Origin of the sequence: Paenibacillus sp. NFR01 (assembly GCF_900111565.1) — a bacterium.
Taxonomy (GTDB): domain Bacteria; phylum Bacillota; class Bacilli; order Paenibacillales; family Paenibacillaceae; genus Paenibacillus_AQ.
In genome coordinates this window covers 405969-424980 of record NZ_FOIK01000004.1, presented here as the reverse complement: position 1 = coordinate 424980, position 19012 = coordinate 405969, and the positions used below count along the sequence as shown (strand labels likewise).

At 54.8% G+C, this 19012-nt stretch carries 17 protein-coding genes, 16 tRNA genes, 1 rRNA gene and 1 riboswitch; of the genes, 27 read left to right on the top strand and 7 right to left on the bottom strand.

Annotated features, from left to right (window positions below; genetic code table 11):
• The 23 genes from BMW84_RS19275 to BMW84_RS19165 all read left to right on the top strand — a co-directional run.
• A 23S ribosomal RNA gene (locus tag BMW84_RS19275) occupies positions 1-297 on the top strand; the annotation flags it as partial.
• 64 nt (positions 298-361) lie between these two features.
• Positions 362-437 (top strand) — tRNA-Asn (locus tag BMW84_RS19270).
• 3 nt (positions 438-440) lie between these two features.
• Positions 441-528, top strand: a tRNA-Ser gene (locus BMW84_RS19265).
• 9 nt (positions 529-537) lie between these two features.
• Positions 538-612 (top strand) — tRNA-Glu (locus BMW84_RS19260).
• Positions 613-691: 79 nt separating this feature from the next.
• Positions 692-767: transfer RNA gene (locus BMW84_RS19255), tRNA-Val, on the top strand.
• 20 nt (positions 768-787) lie between these two features.
• Positions 788-861, top strand: a tRNA-Met gene (locus BMW84_RS19250).
• An 80-nt stretch (positions 862-941) separates the two neighbouring features.
• Positions 942-1018 (top strand) — tRNA-Asp (locus BMW84_RS19245).
• Positions 1019-1025: 7 nt separating this feature from the next.
• Positions 1026-1101, top strand: a tRNA-Phe gene (locus BMW84_RS19240).
• Between the two features lie 20 nt (positions 1102-1121).
• Positions 1122-1197 (top strand) — tRNA-Thr (locus BMW84_RS19235).
• Between the two features lie 5 nt (positions 1198-1202).
• A tRNA-Tyr gene (locus BMW84_RS19230) sits at positions 1203-1288 on the top strand.
• A 5-nt stretch (positions 1289-1293) separates the two neighbouring features.
• A tRNA-Trp gene (locus tag BMW84_RS19225) sits at positions 1294-1367 on the top strand.
• A 30-nt stretch (positions 1368-1397) separates the two neighbouring features.
• Positions 1398-1473 (top strand) — tRNA-His (locus BMW84_RS19220).
• A 39-nt stretch (positions 1474-1512) separates the two neighbouring features.
• Positions 1513-1588, top strand: a tRNA-His gene (locus BMW84_RS19215).
• Positions 1589-1609: 21 nt separating this feature from the next.
• A tRNA-Gln gene (locus BMW84_RS19210) sits at positions 1610-1684 on the top strand.
• A gap of 4 nt (positions 1685-1688) precedes the next feature.
• Positions 1689-1763 (top strand) — tRNA-Gly (locus tag BMW84_RS19205).
• A gap of 8 nt (positions 1764-1771) precedes the next feature.
• Positions 1772-1845 (top strand) — tRNA-Cys (locus tag BMW84_RS19200).
• A 14-nt stretch (positions 1846-1859) separates the two neighbouring features.
• A tRNA-Leu gene (locus BMW84_RS19195) sits at positions 1860-1938 on the top strand.
• A gap of 143 nt (positions 1939-2081) precedes the next feature.
• Positions 2082-3053, top strand: a complete 972-nt coding sequence (locus BMW84_RS19190) for an aldo/keto reductase family protein (RefSeq protein ID WP_091071147.1) — start codon at positions 2082-2084, stop codon at positions 3051-3053.
• Between the two features lie 339 nt (positions 3054-3392).
• Positions 3393-4412 carry a uroporphyrinogen decarboxylase family protein gene (locus tag BMW84_RS19185; protein ID WP_091071145.1) on the top strand — a complete coding sequence of 340 codons (1020 nt, stop codon included), beginning with the start codon at positions 3393-3395 and terminating at the stop codon, positions 4410-4412.
• Positions 4409-5317 (top strand): transporter substrate-binding domain-containing protein, encoded by a 909-nt coding sequence (locus tag BMW84_RS19180; protein ID WP_091071144.1) that lies wholly within the window; start codon positions 4409-4411, stop codon positions 5315-5317. Before BMW84_RS19185 ends, BMW84_RS19180 begins: the two co-directional genes overlap by 4 nt.
• 33 nt (positions 5318-5350) lie before the next feature.
• The gene (locus BMW84_RS19175) at positions 5351-6055 is read left to right on the top strand and encodes an amino acid ABC transporter permease (protein ID WP_091071142.1); all 705 of its coding nucleotides are present in this window, start codon (positions 5351-5353) and stop codon (positions 6053-6055) included.
• Positions 6056-6067: 12 nt separating this feature from the next.
• Complete coding sequence (locus BMW84_RS19170; protein ID WP_091071140.1) at positions 6068-6775, top strand: amino acid ABC transporter permease; 708 nt, start codon at positions 6068-6070, stop codon at positions 6773-6775.
• Positions 6776-6786: 11 nt separating this feature from the next.
• Complete coding sequence (locus tag BMW84_RS19165) at positions 6787-7539, top strand: amino acid ABC transporter ATP-binding protein (protein WP_091071139.1); 753 nt, start codon at positions 6787-6789, stop codon at positions 7537-7539.
• 53 nt (positions 7540-7592) lie between these two features.
• On the opposite strand, the gene BMW84_RS19160 is transcribed toward BMW84_RS19165, so the two are convergent.
• Positions 7593-8516, bottom strand: a complete 924-nt coding sequence (locus BMW84_RS19160) for an aldo/keto reductase (RefSeq protein ID WP_091071137.1) — start codon at positions 8514-8516, stop codon at positions 7593-7595.
• A 152-nt stretch (positions 8517-8668) separates the two neighbouring features.
• Between BMW84_RS19160 and BMW84_RS19155 the strand changes: the two genes are divergently transcribed.
• From BMW84_RS19155 to BMW84_RS19145, 3 genes are all read left to right on the top strand, one after another.
• Positions 8669-9052 (top strand): MerR family transcriptional regulator, encoded by a 384-nt coding sequence (locus tag BMW84_RS19155; RefSeq protein ID WP_091071135.1) that lies wholly within the window; start codon positions 8669-8671, stop codon positions 9050-9052.
• A gap of 169 nt (positions 9053-9221) precedes the next feature.
• Positions 9222-9324, top strand: a riboswitch (purine riboswitch).
• A 129-nt stretch (positions 9325-9453) separates the two neighbouring features.
• On the top strand, positions 9454-10869 hold the full coding sequence (allB, locus tag BMW84_RS19150) for an allantoinase AllB (protein WP_091071132.1): 1416 nt from the start codon (positions 9454-9456) through the stop codon (positions 10867-10869).
• Between the two features lie 39 nt (positions 10870-10908).
• A complete protein-coding gene (locus tag BMW84_RS19145) occupies positions 10909-11472 on the top strand; it encodes a cysteine hydrolase family protein (RefSeq protein WP_254773044.1) in 564 nt (187 codons plus the stop codon).
• Positions 11473-11632: 160 nt separating this feature from the next.
• On the opposite strand, the gene BMW84_RS19140 is transcribed toward BMW84_RS19145, so the two are convergent.
• Positions 11633-13027, bottom strand: coding sequence for an MATE family efflux transporter (locus BMW84_RS19140; protein ID WP_254773043.1), 1395 nt, complete (start codon positions 13025-13027; stop codon positions 11633-11635).
• 143 nt (positions 13028-13170) lie between these two features.
• Between BMW84_RS19140 and BMW84_RS19135 the strand changes: the two genes are divergently transcribed.
• Positions 13171-14043, top strand: coding sequence for an AraC family transcriptional regulator (locus tag BMW84_RS19135; RefSeq protein ID WP_091071128.1), 873 nt, complete (start codon positions 13171-13173; stop codon positions 14041-14043).
• Between the two features lie 532 nt (positions 14044-14575).
• Here BMW84_RS19135 and BMW84_RS19130 read toward each other — a convergent pair.
• The 5 genes from BMW84_RS19130 to BMW84_RS19110 form a co-directional block, all read right to left on the bottom strand.
• Complete coding sequence (locus tag BMW84_RS19130; RefSeq protein WP_091071126.1) at positions 14576-15196, bottom strand: DUF1989 domain-containing protein; 621 nt, start codon at positions 15194-15196, stop codon at positions 14576-14578.
• A 27-nt stretch (positions 15197-15223) separates the two neighbouring features.
• Positions 15224-15907 (bottom strand): cyclase family protein, encoded by a 684-nt coding sequence (locus BMW84_RS19125; protein WP_091071125.1) that lies wholly within the window; start codon positions 15905-15907, stop codon positions 15224-15226.
• A gap of 47 nt (positions 15908-15954) precedes the next feature.
• The gene (locus BMW84_RS19120) at positions 15955-17769 is read right to left on the bottom strand and encodes an adenine deaminase (RefSeq protein WP_091071122.1); all 1815 of its coding nucleotides are present in this window, start codon (positions 17767-17769) and stop codon (positions 15955-15957) included.
• An 8-nt stretch (positions 17770-17777) separates the two neighbouring features.
• Complete coding sequence (locus tag BMW84_RS19115; protein ID WP_091071120.1) at positions 17778-18062, bottom strand: EutN/CcmL family microcompartment protein; 285 nt, start codon at positions 18060-18062, stop codon at positions 17778-17780.
• Between the two features lie 80 nt (positions 18063-18142).
• Positions 18143-19006 (bottom strand): hypothetical protein, encoded by an 864-nt coding sequence (locus BMW84_RS19110; protein ID WP_091071119.1) that lies wholly within the window; start codon positions 19004-19006, stop codon positions 18143-18145.
• Positions 19007-19012 lie beyond the last annotated feature (6 nt).

The window sequence follows — 19012 nt, the reverse complement described above, 5'->3', positions numbered from 1 at the left end:
GTGAGACAGTTCGGTCCCTATCTGTCGTGGGCGCAGGAAATTTGAGAGGAGCTGTCCTTAGTACGAGAGGACCGGGATGGACGTACCGCTGGTGCACCAGTTGTTTCGCCAGAAGCATGGCTGGGTAGCTACGTACGGACGGGATAAGCGCTGAAAGCATCTAAGCGTGAAGCCCCCCTCAAGATGAGATTTCCCAATTAGTAAGACCCCTTGAAGACGACGAGGTAGATAGGTTGGAGGTGGAAGTGCAGCAATGCATGGAGCTGACCAATACTAATCGGTCGAGGGCTTATCCAAAAAACATCTATAACGCAAATTTCGTTTCGATCCAGTTTTCAGGCGATCAACCTGATATTCATATTCCCTGATAGCTCAGTTGGTAGAGCACTCGACTGTTAATCGAGTTGTCACAGGTTCGAGTCCTGTTCGGGGAGCCATACGGAGAGGTGTCCGAGAGGCCGAAGGAGCACGATTGGAAATCGTGTAGGCGTCACAAGCGTCTCGAGGGTTCGAATCCCTCTCTCTCCGTTGCAGTATGGCCCGTTGGTCAAGGGGTTAAGACACCTCCCTTTCACGGAGGTAACAGGGGTTCGAATCCCCTACGGGTCACCATTTTCTTCTTAGAATCAAGTTGAATTTTACACTTGATTTCACCTAATGAAATTTGCTACAATAGCAATTGTTCGTTTATGGAGGCTTAGCTCAGCTGGGAGAGCATCTGCCTTACAAGCAGAGGGTCGGGGGTTCGAACCCCTCAGCCTCCACCATTTACAACTTATATCATTGACGCGGGGTGGAGCAGCTCGGTAGCTCGTCGGGCTCATAACCCGAAGGCCGCAGGTTCAAATCCTGCCCCCGCAATTAATCCCCAAAAAGTGAAGATATGCTTTGTAGCGTATTCCGAGTACTTTCCGGGGACCCCAGTAATACTTTTTTAATGCGGAACCGTGGTGTAGAGGCCTAACATGCCTGCCTGTCACGCAGGAGACCGCGGGTTCGAATCCCGTCGGTTCCGCCATTTTTAAGGCTCGGTAGCTCAGTCGGTAGAGCAAAGGACTGAAAATCCTTGTGTCGGGGGTTCGATTCCCTCCCGCGCCACCATCTTTAAAACAATTAAATACGCCGGTGTAGCTCAACTGGTAGAGCAACTGACTTGTAATCAGTAGGTTGGGGGTTCAAGTCCTCTCGCCGGCACCATCTGTGGAGGCTTAGCGAAGTGGCCAAACGCATCAGACTGTAAATCTGCTCACGTACGTGTTCGGTGGTTCGAATCCATCAGCCTCCACCATCTTTAGGGGCATAGTTTAAAGGTAGAACAAAGGTCTCCAAAACCTTTGGTGTGGGTTCAATTCCTGCTGCCCCTGCCATTTTTTACTCTACATTCAAAATTCAATATGGCGGTCGTGGCGAAGGGGTTAACGCACCGGATTGTGGCTCCGGCATTCGTGGGTTCAAGTCCCATCGATCGCCCCATCTACCGAATATTGAATGCAGCACAACTTAATTAGTATGGCGGTCGTGGCGAAGGGGTTAACGCACCGGATTGTGGCTCCGGCATTCGTGGGTTCAAGTCCCATCGATCGCCCCATTACTTTTACAAAATGAATATTGGGGATTAGCCAAGCGGTAAGGCAACGGACTTTGACTCCGTCACCCATAGGTTCGAATCCTATATCCCCAGCCATTATGCGGACGTGGCTCAGCGGTAGAGCATCGCCTTGCCAAGGCGAGGGTCGCGGGTTCGATTCCCGTCGTCCGCTCCATTTATTTTGGCGCCATAGCCAAGTGGTAAGGCACAGCTCTGCAAAAGCTTTATCCCCAGTTCGAGTCTGGGTGGCGCCTCCAACTTAATCTCATATGCCGGCGTGGCGGAATGGCAGACGCGCTCGACTCAAAATCGAGTGGGAAACCGTGGAGGTTCGAGTCCTCTCGCCGGTATCATGCTTTAACGAAGAAAGCTCATCAGAATTCTGATGGGCTTTTTTGTTGCGTTCAGATTGCGTTTAAGATATGTCCTTGACTTATAGCTAACTCTAACGTTTATCCTCATAGGGAAAGTATCATAAAGAGGAGTGACGTCAATGAAGTACAGAAGATTGGGCCGGAGCGGCCTCAAGGTGAGCGAAATCGGCCTAGGCAGCTGGCTGACTTACGGTTCGGCCACAGCTGAAGACACGGCAAAGGCCTGTATACACCAAGCGTTTAAATTGGGAATTAATTTCTTCGATACGTCCAATTCGTATGCCGGTGCGGAGCAGGTGGTCGGCAGTACGCTAAAGGAGTACCCGCGCAGCAGTTATGTGCTGGCGACCAAGCTGTTTTTCCCTCAGGGCGAGGGGGTAAATGAACGCGGATTGTCCCGTAAACATATCGTGGAGCAGTGTGAGGCTAGCCTTAAACGCCTGGGGACCGATTATATCGACCTGTATCAATGCCACCGGTTTGACCAGGACACGCCGATCGACGAGACGCTGCGAGCGCTGGATGATCTGACTGCTCAAGGCAAAATCCTGTATGCCGGCGTAAGCGAATGGACGGCAGCACAAATCGCTGAAGCGGCGCACATCGGCAAAGACCAGCGGTTTCGTCCGCTGATCTCCAATCAGCCGATATACAATATGTTCGAGCGCTATATCGAAAAAGAGGATGTTATCCGAACGACAGAGGCCAACGGCATCGGGTTGATCGTATTTTCACCGCTGGCTCAAGGCGTGTTGACCGGAAAATACAAACCGGGTCAAGGCATTCCGCAGGATAGCAGAGCTGCCAATGATCAGACGAATTGGGTTATCAACAGCTATTTGCGCGAGGATGTGTTAGCGTGTACCGTAAAGCTGGAGGCCCTGGCTGCGGAGCTTGGAGCAACGTTGTCACAATTCGCCTTGGCCTGGGTGCTTCGTCAGCCTAATGTGAGCTCGGCCATTATCGGCTCCAGCCGGGTATCGCAGATTGAGGAGAATGTTAAGGCGGTTGATCTGGAACTGACCGCAGACGTGCTTGCGCGTACGGAAGAGATCTTATCGGAAGTTAGCGGTTTTGCTCCATTGCGTTAACTGTAGGATAGTTAGATAAGCTTAAGATAATCCGGGAAAGTCCGTCTTCAAGGCAATGAAGGCGGGCTTTTTTTGCGAAGATAGGGATTGGTTTAAGTCCATAACCGATTAATTTAATCGAAATACTCAACTATATGCAAGTAAATTAGTTACAGAAAAGAAAAAGGCAGTATGCTACCCTTACATAAAAACCTAGTAAGTAAATAGGAATTATGAATTATGGAGGGCCAGCTCAAATGAAAATCATGCACTGCACCTATTGTTGACGCTTAGACAGAAGCCCAAGCAAGGAATTACCGTGATACTGGCAGGGAGAGTTATCAAAAGGAGGAAAATCATATGTCACGTCGGCAGTGGGTGTTTGATGCATTAAATAATAAACCGGTGGAACGGGTACCGGCAAGCTTTTGGTTTCATTTTGTACCTGATGAGAAGGATCAGAACGCCCTAGTGAACCCGGAGATCTTCCGTTTGAACCTTGAAGGGCATAAACGATATTTTGCCGAGGCATTGCCTGATTTCGTGAAGCTGATGAGCGACGGATTTTTCCATTATCCCGATCCGCTGCTCCGTGAAGCCCGTAACGCAACCGAGCTGCGGGCGCTTCGTCCGGTGGGCGGCAAACATCCGTGGATCGAGCGGCAGGTGGAGCTTGTAAAAGCTTTGACGGATGAGATTGGTGCAGAAGTGCCAACATTCTATAACATCTTCGCTCCAGCGACGTTTTTTAAATTTCAGTTCGATCGGGACGGAGACCGGCAGCTGGCGGATCTGATCGTGGCGGACTCGGAGGCGGTAAAACATGCACTGGATGTCATCGCTGAAGACGTAGCGATACTGGTAGAGCGGGTCATTTCGGAGGGCGGAACGGACGGCATCTACTTAAGCGTTCAGAATATTCTGGATCCACGGATAACACCGGACCTTTATAAGGCGATTGTCGCCCCGTCGGAACGCAAGGTTCTGGACCATGCCAATCGGGTCAGCGACAACAACATTCTTCATATTTGCGGATACGAACGGGCGAAAAATGACCTGAGTCTCTATCTTGATTATAAGTCCAAAGCAGTCAATTGGGCGGTGAACAGCGAAAATCTCAGTCTGGCGGCAGGGAAAAAGCTGTTCGGCGGCCGGGCCGTCATCGGCGGCTTCGATAACAACCGTGACGGGCTGCTGTACAGCGGCACCCGGGAAGAGGTCGAGCAGTTGACTGAGGAAATTTTGCGCGAGGCAGGAACGACCGGGGTTCTGCTGGGTGCGGATTGCACGCTGCCGCTCGATGTCGACCGCAACCGGATCAACTGGGTGAAGGAAAAGGCCGCAATTTTATTTGAGCCATCGAAGGAGAGAACGATATGAAAACTGCCAAAAAACTGCTGATTCCCGGAACCGCACTGCTGCTCGCTTTTTCGATAGCCGGATGCGGGAACAACAATAACAGCAATAGCGCGGCGGAAGCTGCCGCAGCTCCGGCGTCGACGAACACGGCTGCCAATGCTCCGGCGGATCCTGCCAAAGTAAACAAGGTACGGATTGCGCATACACAGGCTTACGTTCCGTATGATTTTGTGAATGAACAGGGCGAATCGGACGGCTTCGAGGTGCAGGTGCTTAAGGCAGTCGATGAGCTGCTGCCGGAATATGAATTCGAATTTGTGCCTACGTCGGATGACGATCTGCTGATCGGGGTGGAATCGGGCAAATACGATGTCGGCGTCAAAGGCGCCTGGGTGACAGAAGAACGGAAGCAGAAATTTATTTTCCCGAAAAATAACATCGCGGCCAGCGTCATCGGCATCACGTTCCGTACGGAAAACGCCGACCAGATTAAGGACATCGACTCCTTTGCCCGGTACAGCGGCAAGCTGGTGCCGATCGCTCCGCAAAACGCACAATACGCCGTGATCGAGGATTACAACAAAACGCATACCGACAAGCCGATCAAGCTGGTGCCATCCGAAGACTTCACGATTGCCGATGCCTACAGCTGGGTGCTGGAAGGCCGGTATGACGCTTACCTGGATATCAAGCTTTCCTATCAGAACAACATTACGAAGGCTGACGGTCCTTACCATCAATACGCCGACAAGTTGTCCTATCTGCCGTACAAGGGCATTCCTACATGGCCGTTGTTCAATAAAAAGGATCAGGCGTTTGCCGACGCGTATGACGGTGCCATAGAGAAGCTGAAGGCCGACGGAACCATTTCGGAGCTGTCGCAGAAATATTTCGGCGAAGATATTTTCCAGTACATCGATAAATAAAGAAGTGCTGACCTTCAAAGGAGGCAGGCCGCTGTGAGGCCCTTTGATCCATCGTTTATTGTGGAAGTGATCCCGAAACTGCTGCCTTATCTGTATGTAACGCTGTATATTATTGCCGGAACCGTCGTCTTTGGTTCTCTGCTTGGTTTTGTTCTGGCCAGGGCCAAGTTGCGGCGGCGCCGGATTCCGAAGCTGCTGGCCGATCTGTATATCGTGACGCTGCGCTGTACCCCGCCGATTGTGCTGCTGTTTATCGTGTTTTACGGATTGCCGGAGCTGCTGATGATAACGTCGGGAGTGGATATCAATTTCTGGCACCGGGCGGTATTCGTTCTTGTTACGTTTACGCTGCTATTCGCGGCTAGTATGTCGGAGGTCATGCGGACGGCGTATGAATCTGTTGATCAAGGACAGCGGGAGGCGGCGGTCAGCATCGGGATGAGCGAGACGCAGGCGTTTTTCCGCATCGTCTTTCCGCAGGCTGTCGTGGTGGCGCTGCCCAACATCGCCAATGCGCTCGTCAATCTGATGAAGGACGGCTCATTGGCGTACACGATCGGCCTGATCGACATCATGGGGCAGGGCACGCTGATCATCTCGTGGAATTACGGGGCGTATGCGCTGGAGACGTACATTGCGCTGGCGCTGATTTACTGGGCGATGACTCTGCTGATTGAAAAATCCTTTCATTGGCTGGAGAAACATCTGTCCAAAGGAAAAAAAGGCATCGCGGTATAGGGGGGCGGACGGGTGGAACTCAATTTCGATTTTATGCTGCATACGCTCTATCTGACGCTGGCCGGCATACCGACGACGCTGAAGATCACGGCTGTTTCGCTGCTGTTTTCTACGCCGATCGCTTTTTTCATCGCATTGGCCAAAATCTACAACGTCCGGATCGCCAAACAACTGGCAACGCTGTACGTGTCCTGCGTCCGCGGCACGCCGATTATTCTGCAGATCCTGATCGTCTACAGCCTGCTGCCCAGTCTGATCAACGAAGCAGCCAAGCAGCTGGGGCTGGGGTTTAACGTTTTCGATCTGAATTCCATTATCTACGCCTACATCGTCTTTACGTTCAACACGACCGCAGGCTTGTCCGAGGTGTTCCGTTCCGCGCTGCTGACGGTCAACAGGGGACAGCTGGAGGCGGCGTATGCGGCGGGTATGAGTACCGTGCAGGCGTACCGGAGAATCATCGTTCCGCAGGCGCTGGTCGTAGCGCTCCCGAATATCTGCAACCTGACGGTCAATCTGATCAAGCTGACTTCGCTGGCGTTTGTGATGTCCGTGAAGGATATTACGGCGATCGCCAAGATCGAAGCGTCCTACGGATACAATTATATCGAGGCGTATCTGACGATTTTCGTCATCTACATCCTGGTGTGCTCCGTTACGCAGCTGTTGTTCTCCCTTGCCGAAAAACACTTCGGGGCTTATAAAGCGGCTATGAAATAGGAGATGAGAAAATGCTCGAAATCAAAAACATCCATAAAACCTTCCATAAAAACGAGGTGCTGGGCGGGGTAAACCTGAAAGTGGAGAAAGGCGACGTCGTTGTTGTTCTCGGGCCAAGCGGTTCGGGGAAAACGACGCTCCTGCGCTGTATCAACTTTCTGGAGCGGGCGGACCGGGGCGAAATCATATTCGATGACCTCAAAGTGGATATCAACGGGGCAACGTCCGGGCAAATCTCCAATATCCGCAAGCGGACGGCATTTGTGTTTCAGAACTACAATCTGTTCCATAACAAAACCGCGCTGGAGAATGTCACCGAAGGGCTGATTATTGCGCGGAAGGTGCCGAAGCCGCAGGCGATTCAGACTGCCAAAGAAGCGCTCAATAAAGTAGGATTGGCCGACCGATACGACTATTATCCGTCCATGTTGTCCGGCGGGCAGCAGCAGCGGGTAGGCATTGCGCGGGCAATTGCGGTCAATCCGGACGTTATTCTATTCGACGAGCCAACCTCCGCACTGGATCCCGAGCTGATCGGTGAGGTGCTGGGCGTTATGAAGCAGCTGGCCCGCGAAGGCGTAACGATGGTGGTCGTGACCCATGAGATGTCCTTCGCCCAGGATGTCGCGAACCATATCGTGTTTATGGATAGAGGCGTCGTGGTGGAAGAAGGCGACCCGAAGACCTTTTTCGCCCATCCAAAAGAGGAGCGGACGAAGCAGTTTCTGCTGCGGATCGTGCCGAGCAGCGATTATACGATTTGAAAAAGGGCGCATCCGCTTGTTGCGGAGCGCCCTTCGTGATTCGGTGGCAGTTCTTATGGAAGCTTGTTGCCGGCAGCCAGGTAGATTTCATACCATTCCTGGCGGCTAAGCGTAATGTCGGACGCCTTGGCAATGTCGAGCAGGCGTTTGGTGTTGGTGGTGCCGACTACCGGCTGCATTTTGGCCGGGTGGCGAAGCAGCCAGGCGATGGCGATCGCCGTATCGGCAACGCCTTTTTCGTCGGCCAGGCGGTTAATTACTTTGTTCAGCTCCGGGAACTTGTCGTTGCCCAGGAATACGCCTTCAAAGAAGCCGTATTGGAACGGCGACCATGGCTGGATCGTCATGTCATGCAGGCGGCTGTATTCCAGGATACCGCCGTCATGCACAACGGAAGGGGCGTTGGTCATGTTGACGTTGAAGCCGGCATCGATCATGCCGGAGACCATAATGCTGAGTTGAAGCTGGTTGAACAGCAGCGGCTGCTTCACGTTTTTCTTGAGAAGCTCGATTTGCAGCGGGTTCAGGTTACTGACGCCGAAATGCTTCACGAGGCCGCGTTGTTCCAGATTATCGAACGCTTCGGCGATTTCTTCCGGCTCCATCAGGGTGTCCGGGCGGTGCAGCAGCAGCACGTCGACATAATCGGTCTTCAGGCGCTTAATGCTGCCTTCCACCGAGCTGATGATATGTTCTTTGGAGAAGTCGAACATCACGCCGGGGACGATGCCGCATTTGGTTTGGATATGCATTTTGTCTCGCAGGCCGGAATTGTTGGCCAGCACGTTGCCGAATACTTCCTCGGCTTTGCCGCCGGCATAAATGTCGGCGTGGTCGAAGAAGTCGATGCCCGCTTCCAGCGAGCTGTGGATATGCACATCGGCTTCCTCGGGAGTCATATCGGCAATCCGCATGCAGCCGAGGGAGATTTCCGCAACGTCAAGCGCGCCGCCGGCGACACTGATTCTTTTTACCATAATTATTCACTCCTTGAATGGGTTTTCATGATTTAGTGTAGCCCTTAGAGTTAACTGTAAGTCAAGAGCTTGTATACATACTTTTAATAGGCCCGCAATGGTGATAGATTAGAGAGGTAGCTTACAGCCAAAGAGGGAAGGGAGATGCCCGTATGGGATACAGCATCAAAACCATAGCACAAAAAAGCGGACTAAGCCAATATACGCTGCGTTACTACGAGAGGGAGGGCGTGCTGCCCGAGGTGGCACGGGACGAGCATGGCAACCGCTGCTTTCACGACGAGGACCTGGAGCTAATTTCGCTGATTTGCTGCCTGAAGGATACGGGAATGCCGATCGCCGAGATCAAGCAATTTATTGCTTTGTCCAAGGAGGGGCTGGGTACGCTGCCGGAGCAGCGCAAGCTGCTTCAGGAGCATAAGCTGCAGATCGAGGAGAAAATCAAGTTTTTCCAGAACTTTGCCCGGAAGATCGATCACAAGATTGCTTATTTTGCTTCGCTTGAGAATGAAGCCGCCGCGGCAGAAGCGAAATAAATATACGTCGATGATTGTTATTGTTAGTTTATGTAACGCGGTTTATGGCTAAAGCTTGACAAACGACTGAATTACCTTGACGAAAATGATTAGGATGATATGATACAGGTAACTGAGAGAGCGAATCTTGAATTTTAGTCAGAATAACTGACATGAGGCTTTCTCGCAAACAACCGAACAGTGAAGCTCTTGTATAAGCTCGATAATGGGATCGGGCGTTTCGACCAGGCGACCGTAAATTGCCCCAGGCTACGAGAGGTAAGCGACGAGAACGAAATCCGCAGCGCATACGCGTTTAGGGGGACGTTCCGCCGGCTGCCTTTTGTAGACTTGGGGCTTTTTTGTCGTGCGCGAAATACGGGGTGGAGCATCCAAAATTCAGAAGAAGAGGTGGAAGTCCAATGAGTTACGATCTGATTATCAAAAATGCCAACATTCCGCAAGGCGACCGGCAGGTGCTGACAGACATTCTGGTGAAAAACGGCGTCATCGCCGGATTTGCCAAGGGCATTAAAGCGGATGCCGCAGAAGTCATTGACGCCAAGGGCATGCTGGTGCTGCCGGGCGTCATCGACTCGCATACCCATTTTAACGATCCCGGCTTTACGCACCGCGAGGACTTCGTGACCGGAACCAGCAGCGCCGCGGCAGGCGGCGTGACGATGATCGTGGATATGCCATGCTGCAGCGTGCCTTCCGTCCGTTCCGCCGACAATCTGTTCAACAAGCTGAATGCGCTGGAAGGCAAGGGCATCGTCGACTACGCGATGTGGGGCGGCATTACCGGCGAGGATGTGCGCAATAATGTGCTGCCGGAGATTATCAGCGAGCAGGTGGCGAACGGCGTAGTAGCCTTCAAGGTATACATGACGCCTTCCGTGCCGAGTTATCCGCGCGTGACCGATCCCGAGATGCTGGAGGCTTTTGCCGCGGTGTCGCCGACGGGGCTGCCGATCGGAATTCATGCCGAAAACTTCGCAATTTGCGATTACTTTACCCAGAAGCTGAAAGGCGAAGGGCGTATGGATTATCCGGCGTGGGCCGAAGCGCGTATGGCGCTCGCAGAGAAGGCGGCGATCCAGCTCGGCATCAGCTTTGCCGAAGAGACCGGCGCCCGGCTGCATATCGTGCATATGAGTACGGCGGCAGGCAACGAGCTGATCCGTGAAGCGAAGCTGAAAGGAACCAAAGTGACGGCGGAATCCTGTCCGCACTATTTGACGCTGAATGCGGTAGACGCGATGACGGAATTCGGAACGTTCGCCAAGATTGCGCCACCGCTGCGCACGGCCAAGGACAACGAGGCGCTGTGGCAGGGATTGGTTGACGGCACGATCGACTTTATGGCAACCGACCATGCGCCATATGAAATTGCCACGGAGAAAAACGCGCCGGGCATGGACGTGTGGACCTCCTTCCCAGGCATTCCCGGCGTGGAGACGCTGGTGCCGATCATGATCAGCGAAGGCTACAACAAAGGCCGCCTCAGCCTCTCCCGCCTGGTAGAGCTGCTGTGCACCAACCCGGCGGTCCACTACGGTCTCTATCCGAAAAAAGGCGCGCTGGAGATCGGTACCGACGCCGATTTCACGATCGTCGATCTGGAGAAGGAATGGACCCTCGACAAGGACCAAATGCACTGCAAGCCGAAATATACGCCGTTCCACGGCATGAAGCTGAAGGGCAAGGTCGACAAGACGATCGTCAGAGGTACGCTGGTGTTCGACGAGGCGCTGGGTGTTATCGGCAAGCCTGGCCACGGCGAGTATGTCAAACGGCAAACGATCAGCGAGCTGCCGCGTCTGCTGAAATACTAATTCGGGCGGCTTAAGCCGGCCATTATAAGGGAGTGAGCAATGATGGGCAAACATGCGGTAGTCATTATCGATATGCTGAACGATTTTATTCATCCGGACGGTGCGCTGACTTGTCCGAACGGCGCGGGCATCGTACCTGCGCTGCAGGAGCTGATCGAATTCAGCCACGAAAACGATATTCAGGTGATCTTCGTCCAGGAAGCGCACCGCAAGAACGACGCCGACTTCCGCGTGCGGCCGGTTCATGCGATTAAGGGAAGCTGGGGTTCGGATTTTATTGCCGAGCTGACGCCGGATGAAGCCAAAGGCGACTATATCGTGCAAAAGCGGCGGCATAGCGCCTTCAGCTACACCGACATGGATCTGTTCCTGCGCGAGGAGGGCATCGACACGGTGGTCGTCACCGGCGTCTGGACCAATGTATGCGTCCGCTCCACGGCATCCGACGCCATGTACCACACCTATAAAGTGGTCTGCGTCAGCGACTGCTGCGCCTCCAAGGACGAGGAGATGCACATCTCGGGGCTGCGCGACATCGGCATCTTCGGCGAAGTGCTGACGCTGGCGGAGTACAAGGAGAAGAATCTGGTGGTCAGAGCTTAGTCGTACGGGTTCAATAGTGAAAAAAACGTCCGGCCAAGGAAGAGTCCTTGGCCGGACGTTTTGCGTTTGTTGGGTTTATGGCAACGTTGCAGTAAAGTGTGGGACCGCCGGATAACGTCTGTGCAGGAGCCAAGGCTGCGCGGTTGAGACAGGCAGGTGTCTACGTCGCGCAGGCCACCTGCTCGGGCCGGTACGGGTAATCCGCGACAGCGCCGCCATGCTCTTGGGCCGCCTTGCGCAGCAGCTTCTGCTTGCGCCAGCGGATCAGTACCAGCACGCCGCGGATCGCCTCGTCGGAAATCATGCTGACATAGATGCCTTTCAATCCCCAGCCGGCGGTAATGCCCAACAGATAGGAGCCGCCGATGCCGACCAGCGTCATGGAGATGATCGAAATCGTCATCGTGAAGCGGGTATCGCCGACCGCGTTCAGCGCGTTGCCCATCGCCATGTTGAGCATTTTGGCCGGCTGGAGCAGCAGATTCAGAGCCAGCAGGGAGATGCCGATGCCGATAATCTCCGCGTCCGAGGTGAACAGTCCGAGCAGCGGCCGTCCGATGGCGAACAGCAGCAGCACATTCGCGGCGACGATTACCTGGCCGGAGAACAGGGTACGGTAGGCGCTTTTGTATGTTTTTTCGAGCTGCATGGCGCCGAATAATTGGGCGGCCATAATCTGTCCGGCCAGCGCCACGGCGTAGCCCAGTGTAAAGCAAAACGACTCCAACGTATTGAGATAAGTCCGTGCTGCAAGTTCCTTGGCGCCAAGCATGGCCATGAAGGAATACATGGCGAGCTGGGAGAAGACCCACGCGGAGGAGTTGAGCCCGAGCGGCCAGCTGATTTTGACGATTTCGCGGAACATCGCCCGGTTATAGTACAGCAGGTCCTTGATTTTAATCCGAATGTCGAACGAGCGGCAGAAAATATAGAAGAGCAGAACAACGCCGACGCCGCGTGCAATAATATTGGATAGCGCAATGCCGTTCAGGCCCATTTCCGGGAATCCGAACGCGCCGAACAGGAACAGGTAATTGAAGACAATATGCAAAATATTGACGCCGATGCCGATATACATCGGTCCCTTGGTATTTCCGGTATTGCGGATGCCCGAGCCTAGCGCCGATATGAAGGCAACCAGAAAAAGGCCGGCCCCGACATTGCCGATAAATTGTCCTGCTGCCGGAAGGAGCTCGTCGGAGACGTTGATGGCTCTGGCGATCGGGTAAGGGAAAAGATACAATACGATGCTGGAGAGAATGCCCAAAATGACGGTTGAGGACAGCCCCATAATGGCAAACGAACGGGCTTCCCCGTAGCGCTGCGAGCCGAACCGCTGGGCAATAAGGATCCCTGCGCCGCCTGCGAGCGTCGTGAAGAGCGTAATCAGCGTGTTGAACAGTTGGTTGGACAACCCCACGATGGCCACGGCATCGTCGGAGAGCCGGCTGACCATGATCGTGTCGACGCTGCCCAGCAGCGTCTGCAGAAATACTTCCAGAAAGATCGGCCAAGCCAGCATGCGGAGGCTGAGGGTTTGATAGTTGTTTTTCACGGAGTAAACCTCCCGGTTGAATAGTTTCGCTGCCGGTATGCGGTGCTACAGGAAACAATTATAAGTGCTTCGCTGTTTTTCGTGTGGTACAATTCCAACTATAAGTTTCAATATTTAAACCTTTTACGGGAGTAATCGCTTACATGAAAATCATTAAATTTACCCTGCCTCCACTGCCTTATTTGATCGTGAGCGGCCAACATACGTTTCAGCCGGGCGAGCGCCATTTCGACCGCCGCGGGATCGAGATATTCGATCTGCTGTATGTGGTGAAAGGAACCTTGTACATGGCCGAGGAACAATGCAGCTATGCGCTGCGGCCCGGCGATACGCTCATCCTGCGGCCCGATTGCCATCATTACGGCTATCAGGACTGCGAGGAGGAGACGGTGTACGAATGGCTACACTTCCAGACGGCCGGGAGCTGGAGCGCCTCGGAGACCTCGCCGGACCGCAGCGATTTCACGCCGTCGCGCGATGAAGCCAACCAGGTCGATATCCGCAATTTTGAGCTGTATGTACCGCAGCATTGCCGGATTCCGCTCACGCAAAAGATGGAAGAGAAGCTGGCGATGCTGCGCGAACTCGGTCCTGATTCACATATTAGCACCGTTGGCCTGCGGCAGCAGATTCTGTTCCAGGAGGTGTTGCAGCAGCTGGCGGATTCCAATGAAGCCGATGCGGCGTTCATGCCCGACATTTGCGCGGAGCAGGCAGCTTCGTATTTACGGACGCACTACCGGGAGCAGGTGACGGCGGAAGCGCTCAAGGCGGCGCTGAATTTCCATCCGGTCTATATCGCCCGCTGCATGAAGCGCAAATACGGCTGCTCGCCGATGGAATATCTGCAGCGCTACCGGATCGAGCAGAGCAAGCTGCTGCTGATGCAGAGCAACTATTCCGTTTCCCGGATCGCCGAGGAAGTCGGCTTCAACCAGACGCCGTATTTCAGCTCGCGGTTTATGCGGCTGGAGGGGCTGTCGCCCCGCGAATACCGGCGGCGGTTCTCGCAGTAGGCCGCTGCGCGGAAAGTGAAAAGTGCAAAGTGCGAAATGAGAAATGCCAAAGTTGCAAGTGCCAAATGCGATACAATTGCAAAGTTTAAAGAGCAAGAGGCAGAGCCGGGGTTAGGGGCAAAGCCATAGCCAGGCGTAAATCTAGCCAAAGTAAATAAGCCGACCGGCATACCGTTCGGCTTATTTGGCATTATAGTCGTGATGATTTCCCGGACCCCGCAGCGTGACTGAGTATGCTTCGAATGCTTCAAAGGCGGATCTCTGATTCGCGGGGAGGCTGGCCGTGCCCGGCTTAGCTGCTTGGCGGGCTTTATAAACATTTAGTGGGATTATCTCCCTCTAATTTGGCGGGAAATGTAGTTTCCAAGAGAATAGTGGGATTACGTCCCACTAAATCGACTCTATTCCCCCAATATAGACTGTGGAGAACGAAATAGAGGGAGGAAATCCCTCTATTTTTCTTCTACGGTAGCCTCGCGGAGAATAGTGGGAGTTTTTCCCTCTATTTCGGTGTATCGGGGATTGTACGGGATTAACTTCCGCTGCTGCCAGTGGTAATCTGCATCATGAGCGGTGTCACTTTGTAGCCGTTGACGGGAGCCAGATCCTGCGAGCAGGCGGAGAGAGCGACGACCACATCGGTCAACGCCAACAGTGCGACATAATCGCCGGGGCGGGAGAGCGGCTCCTCGATGACATAATCCAGGTTCTCGTCCAGCGCGTTGTTCATAAACCAGTTGATCGGATCGGGAAGCCCGCGCTCGCCGAGGCCATAACTGCGCAGCGCCTTCCGCAGATTGTCGTGGCAGTTCGGATGTTCTTCCAGGCCGAAATCGACTTTGTAACGGTAATAATCGCAAGCAGGGAAAAAGAAATCATGTTTGCCTACGGTATCGGCCACCAGCTGCATCAGCGGCTGCCGCCGGTTGCTGTACAGCCCGTCGCCGACCTTCAGCCGAATGCTGCTGAGCGAGGCCCGCATATGGACAGGCGACACATGTTCCTGCGGGTCGGCGGCATTAAAGCAGACAAAATCGCCGACCTGCTTGCCCTCCATGTCAACGATGTACAGCACCTGGCCCTTGCGGACCAGGGCGCTGCGTCCCTCATAGGCGGGAACGACAATTTCTTCCAGAATGCGTTCCGTTCTCATTACAGCAGCATCTCCCTTTGGATGTGATTATTCGATAAACACCGCGACGGCGCGTACCGGAGAGCCGGTGCCGCGGCGGATCCGGAGCGGAAGGCCGAAATAAAGGAACCGCCGCCGGGCGATCCGGTCCAGATTGCAAAGATTTTCGGTGTTGGTCAGTCCGTACTCCCGGCACACGAGGTGACCGGCGTAGGTCATGTCCTGCGGGTTGTCGATGGACGGTGCATCAATGCCGATATTGACCACTCCGTGCCGAGCCAGCCAGGAGGCGGCTTCGTAATCGAGGCCGGCATGGCGGGTCAGCCACTCGTCCGTACCGTAAGCGCGGTTGTAGTGCCCGGTGTGCAGCAGCACGATATCGCCCCGGTCCAGATGCAGCCGTGCAGCCTGAAGCGCGGATTCCAGCTCGATGCGGGTAATGTAGCCGTCAGGAGAGACATGCGACAAATCCAGGCAGATGGCGGGGCCGTAAAAGTACTCCAGCGGCATCTCGTCGATGGTCGGACCGTGCGGATCGTATTCATAGACGGCGTCGCTATGGGTCGGACCGTGTTCGCTCAACAGCAGGTTATTCGTCGCAAACGGAAAACCCAGTTTTTGCATGCTTTCTTCATGGCTCATATTGGGGAAGATCATCGTTTTTTGATGCGGCGGAAATACCGGCATGCCTTGATAAATCTCCTGGGATAAGTCGATAACTTGAATGCCCACGGGATAACATCCTCCTTCTGGAAAAGATGGCTGTGCCGTCTTCCCGCTTAAGCCAGCGGCGGCAGTACGGTAAAACGGTCGGCGTCGATCAGGCCGATATCGGTGATTTTCCATGCCGGACTGGTAACCAGCGAGAGAAAAGAGAGATGCATGAAGGGGACATGCAGCGTGCAGCCCAGCACTTCACGGGCGAGCCGGTGCAGCTCGGCGATCTTGGCGCTCATCTCCTTGCCGGTCAATTCGTCGGTCATCAGACCGCCGATGCGCAGCGGCAGATCGCCGACGACCTTGCCGCCTTCGATCATGGCGATGCCGCCGTCCATGGCGATAACCCGGTTGACGGCCGTCACCATGTCGGCATAGTTGGTGCCGGTGACGATGATGTTATGAGTATCATGGGCTACGCTTTCGGCGATGGCCCCCGCCTGTAGCTTCATGCCGCGGACAAATGTTTTACCGACTTTGCCGCTCCGCCCGTGGCGTTCGATCACGAGCAGCGGAAGCAGGTCGTCTTGAACAGACGGCTGGACGATCCCATGTTGAACGGGCAGGGTATAAATACCGGCACCGGTCAAATTTTGATCGGGAATGACTTCGACGGCTCTTACGCTGACGCTGCCCGAGGCGCCGCCGGAAGACAGATGCAGGTCCTCAAGCTTGACAGGCTTGCGCTTGACGGATTTTTTCACGGACTCCGGATAAACGTAAGAGGGAATGTCGCGGACCAGCTCGCCATGCTGCGCAATCAGCTTACCGCTGATATAGACCTCTTCGACGGTCATCCGGGACAAATCGCCGATAACGGCGATGTCGGCTTTTTTGCCGGGAGCAAGCACGCCGATATCCTGAAAGCCGAAATGCGCCGCCGGATTGATCGTTACCATCTGGATTGCTTCGACGGGATCGATGCCTTCGGCGATCGTCCGGCGCACGATGTCATTCATATGGCCGTATTTCAGCAAATCCTCAGGCACCATGTCGTCGGAGACGAGAATGGCCCGGCGGGAATCCATTCCTTCTTCGGTAATGGCGCGGATGCATTCCGCCATATTTCGCTGCGAGGAGCCTTCGCGCATAAAAACGCTGACGCCGTAGCGGAGCTTCTCCATCATTTCTTCTTTGGTCGTCGTCTCGTGGCAGGAGACATGGCCGCCGCCGCAGATGATATGCGCCGCCAGTTCGGGGCCGAAGAGGCCAGGTGCGTTGCCTTCGACCGATTTGCCGATGGTTTTGGCGTAGGATACGGAAGCCAGCAGATCGTCGATTAGATAAGGCGCGTTGCGGTACACCGGATGAACGTTGCTGAAGCCCTGCAGCTCGCCAATACCTTGGACATAGTCGTCGTTCAGCAGCTCCTGCATGTCTTTGGAAGAGATGTCGGTGCCCGCCGTTTCCAGGCCCGGTACATCGGGAGTAAGGCAGGGTACGGTAAAAAGTACGCGGCTGGGCAAAGTTTTGGCTTCTTCAATCATCGCTTTCATGCCGGGCACGCCAAGCACATTGCCGATCTCATGCGGGTCGGCGACCAGCGTCGTTGTTCCGGAAGGAATCGACAGCTTGGAAAATTCGGTCACGGTCAGCATGGCGCTTTCGAAATGCATATGCGAATCAATGAACCCCGGGCTGATAAATTTGCCGCGCATGTTTCTAACGGCGGTGTCGGGACCGATCAGCTTGTCGGCCTGACCGACGAGCAGGATATGCTCGCCTTTGATGGCGAGGTCTGCGGGATAGATTTCCCGGGTAATCACATTAATGATATATCCGCCTTTCAGCACCAGATCGGCATACGCGGTACCGGACAGCAGCACGTCGATCAGCCTGCGGCGCGAAATGGCGTCTTTAATGTCGGTTGTCTGCATAACCGGAATCAGCCTCCTTTCAAGGCGCTATGGTAGTCGACGCTGTCGACAATACCGACGATTGCCGCGTCAATCGGCGCATTCGGGTGCATGCCGGCCCGCGAAGCGACGCTGCCGACGGCAAAAAGCACCGTCTCCCCGATCCCTGCGCCGACGGTGTCGACCGCGATCACCGGCGCACCGGCGGCGGCGCCGTCGGGAAGGATCGGCTGCACGATCAGCAGCTTTGCGCCGATCAAATGATCATCCTTGCGCGTGGCGACCACATGTCCCTTAATGATTCCAAGCTTCATTGACGCTCACCTCATCTATAGATGGATTGCAAATCAAGTTTATGAATCCGGGCGATGGGCTGGAGTAGATTCGGTTCCTCCTAATTGCCGTCGACCACGATTCCGTGCTCGCGGGCCAGATCGGCTGCAAGCGGGGTAACCACTAAACGCCCCGGCACCGTAATCCGCGTCCGGCCGAGCCTGGCGGCGGTAAGAATATCATCTGCCGTCAGAACGAAACAGGTGCCCCCGGGAGCTGCGTCCATATCCGGCTTGAGCCAGCTGGACATACGGTCAGGCTCTAGCACAGCAATACCGTATCCTGCAACGGCATCCAGCTTCCGCCGCAGTTCCGCAATCAGCGGAGGCGCGGCATGGGGGAACCCGGATTCTCCCCACCGGTAATGCGCGGGATCGGCACCCAGCGCCAGCGCGCCGACGGGCTTGCCGGCGCATAACGCCTGAACGGCCAGCGCGGCGAAAGGATCGTCCGTGTCCACCTGTGCCAGACGGTTCAGGAGGCCGGGCGACAGCACCGGGAAGAGCAGGGCGTCGAAGTCTGCAAGCGAAGGAGGGCGGATGGGAAAGTATTGAATATGGGAAGGTCCGTTGACGGAATCGGCAAGTCCACCGGGTCTGGCGCTTGACCGCCCTGCATGGGTGGAGTCGGCATACGCGCAGCGGCTTGCCGTTGTTGTGCCGGCAAAGATGTCGTCCACGCCGGTCTGCCCCGCCAACTGCTCCACGGTGAATAGCCGAAGAACCTGTTCATCCGCCCAGATCCGCCGCCGGACCCTTGCCGAGCCCAAGCTGCGGATCGCCGCCAGCCCGTCTTCCATCCCGACAAAATGGCCGGTAAGCAGCACGAGCAGGCGGGGATACCGTCCGTTTAACTCTTCTTCTCTGCCCCGGTAAGCTAAGCCAAGCAGGGCATTATCCGCAACGGCGCTGCTCCGGCTGTCCATGGCGGA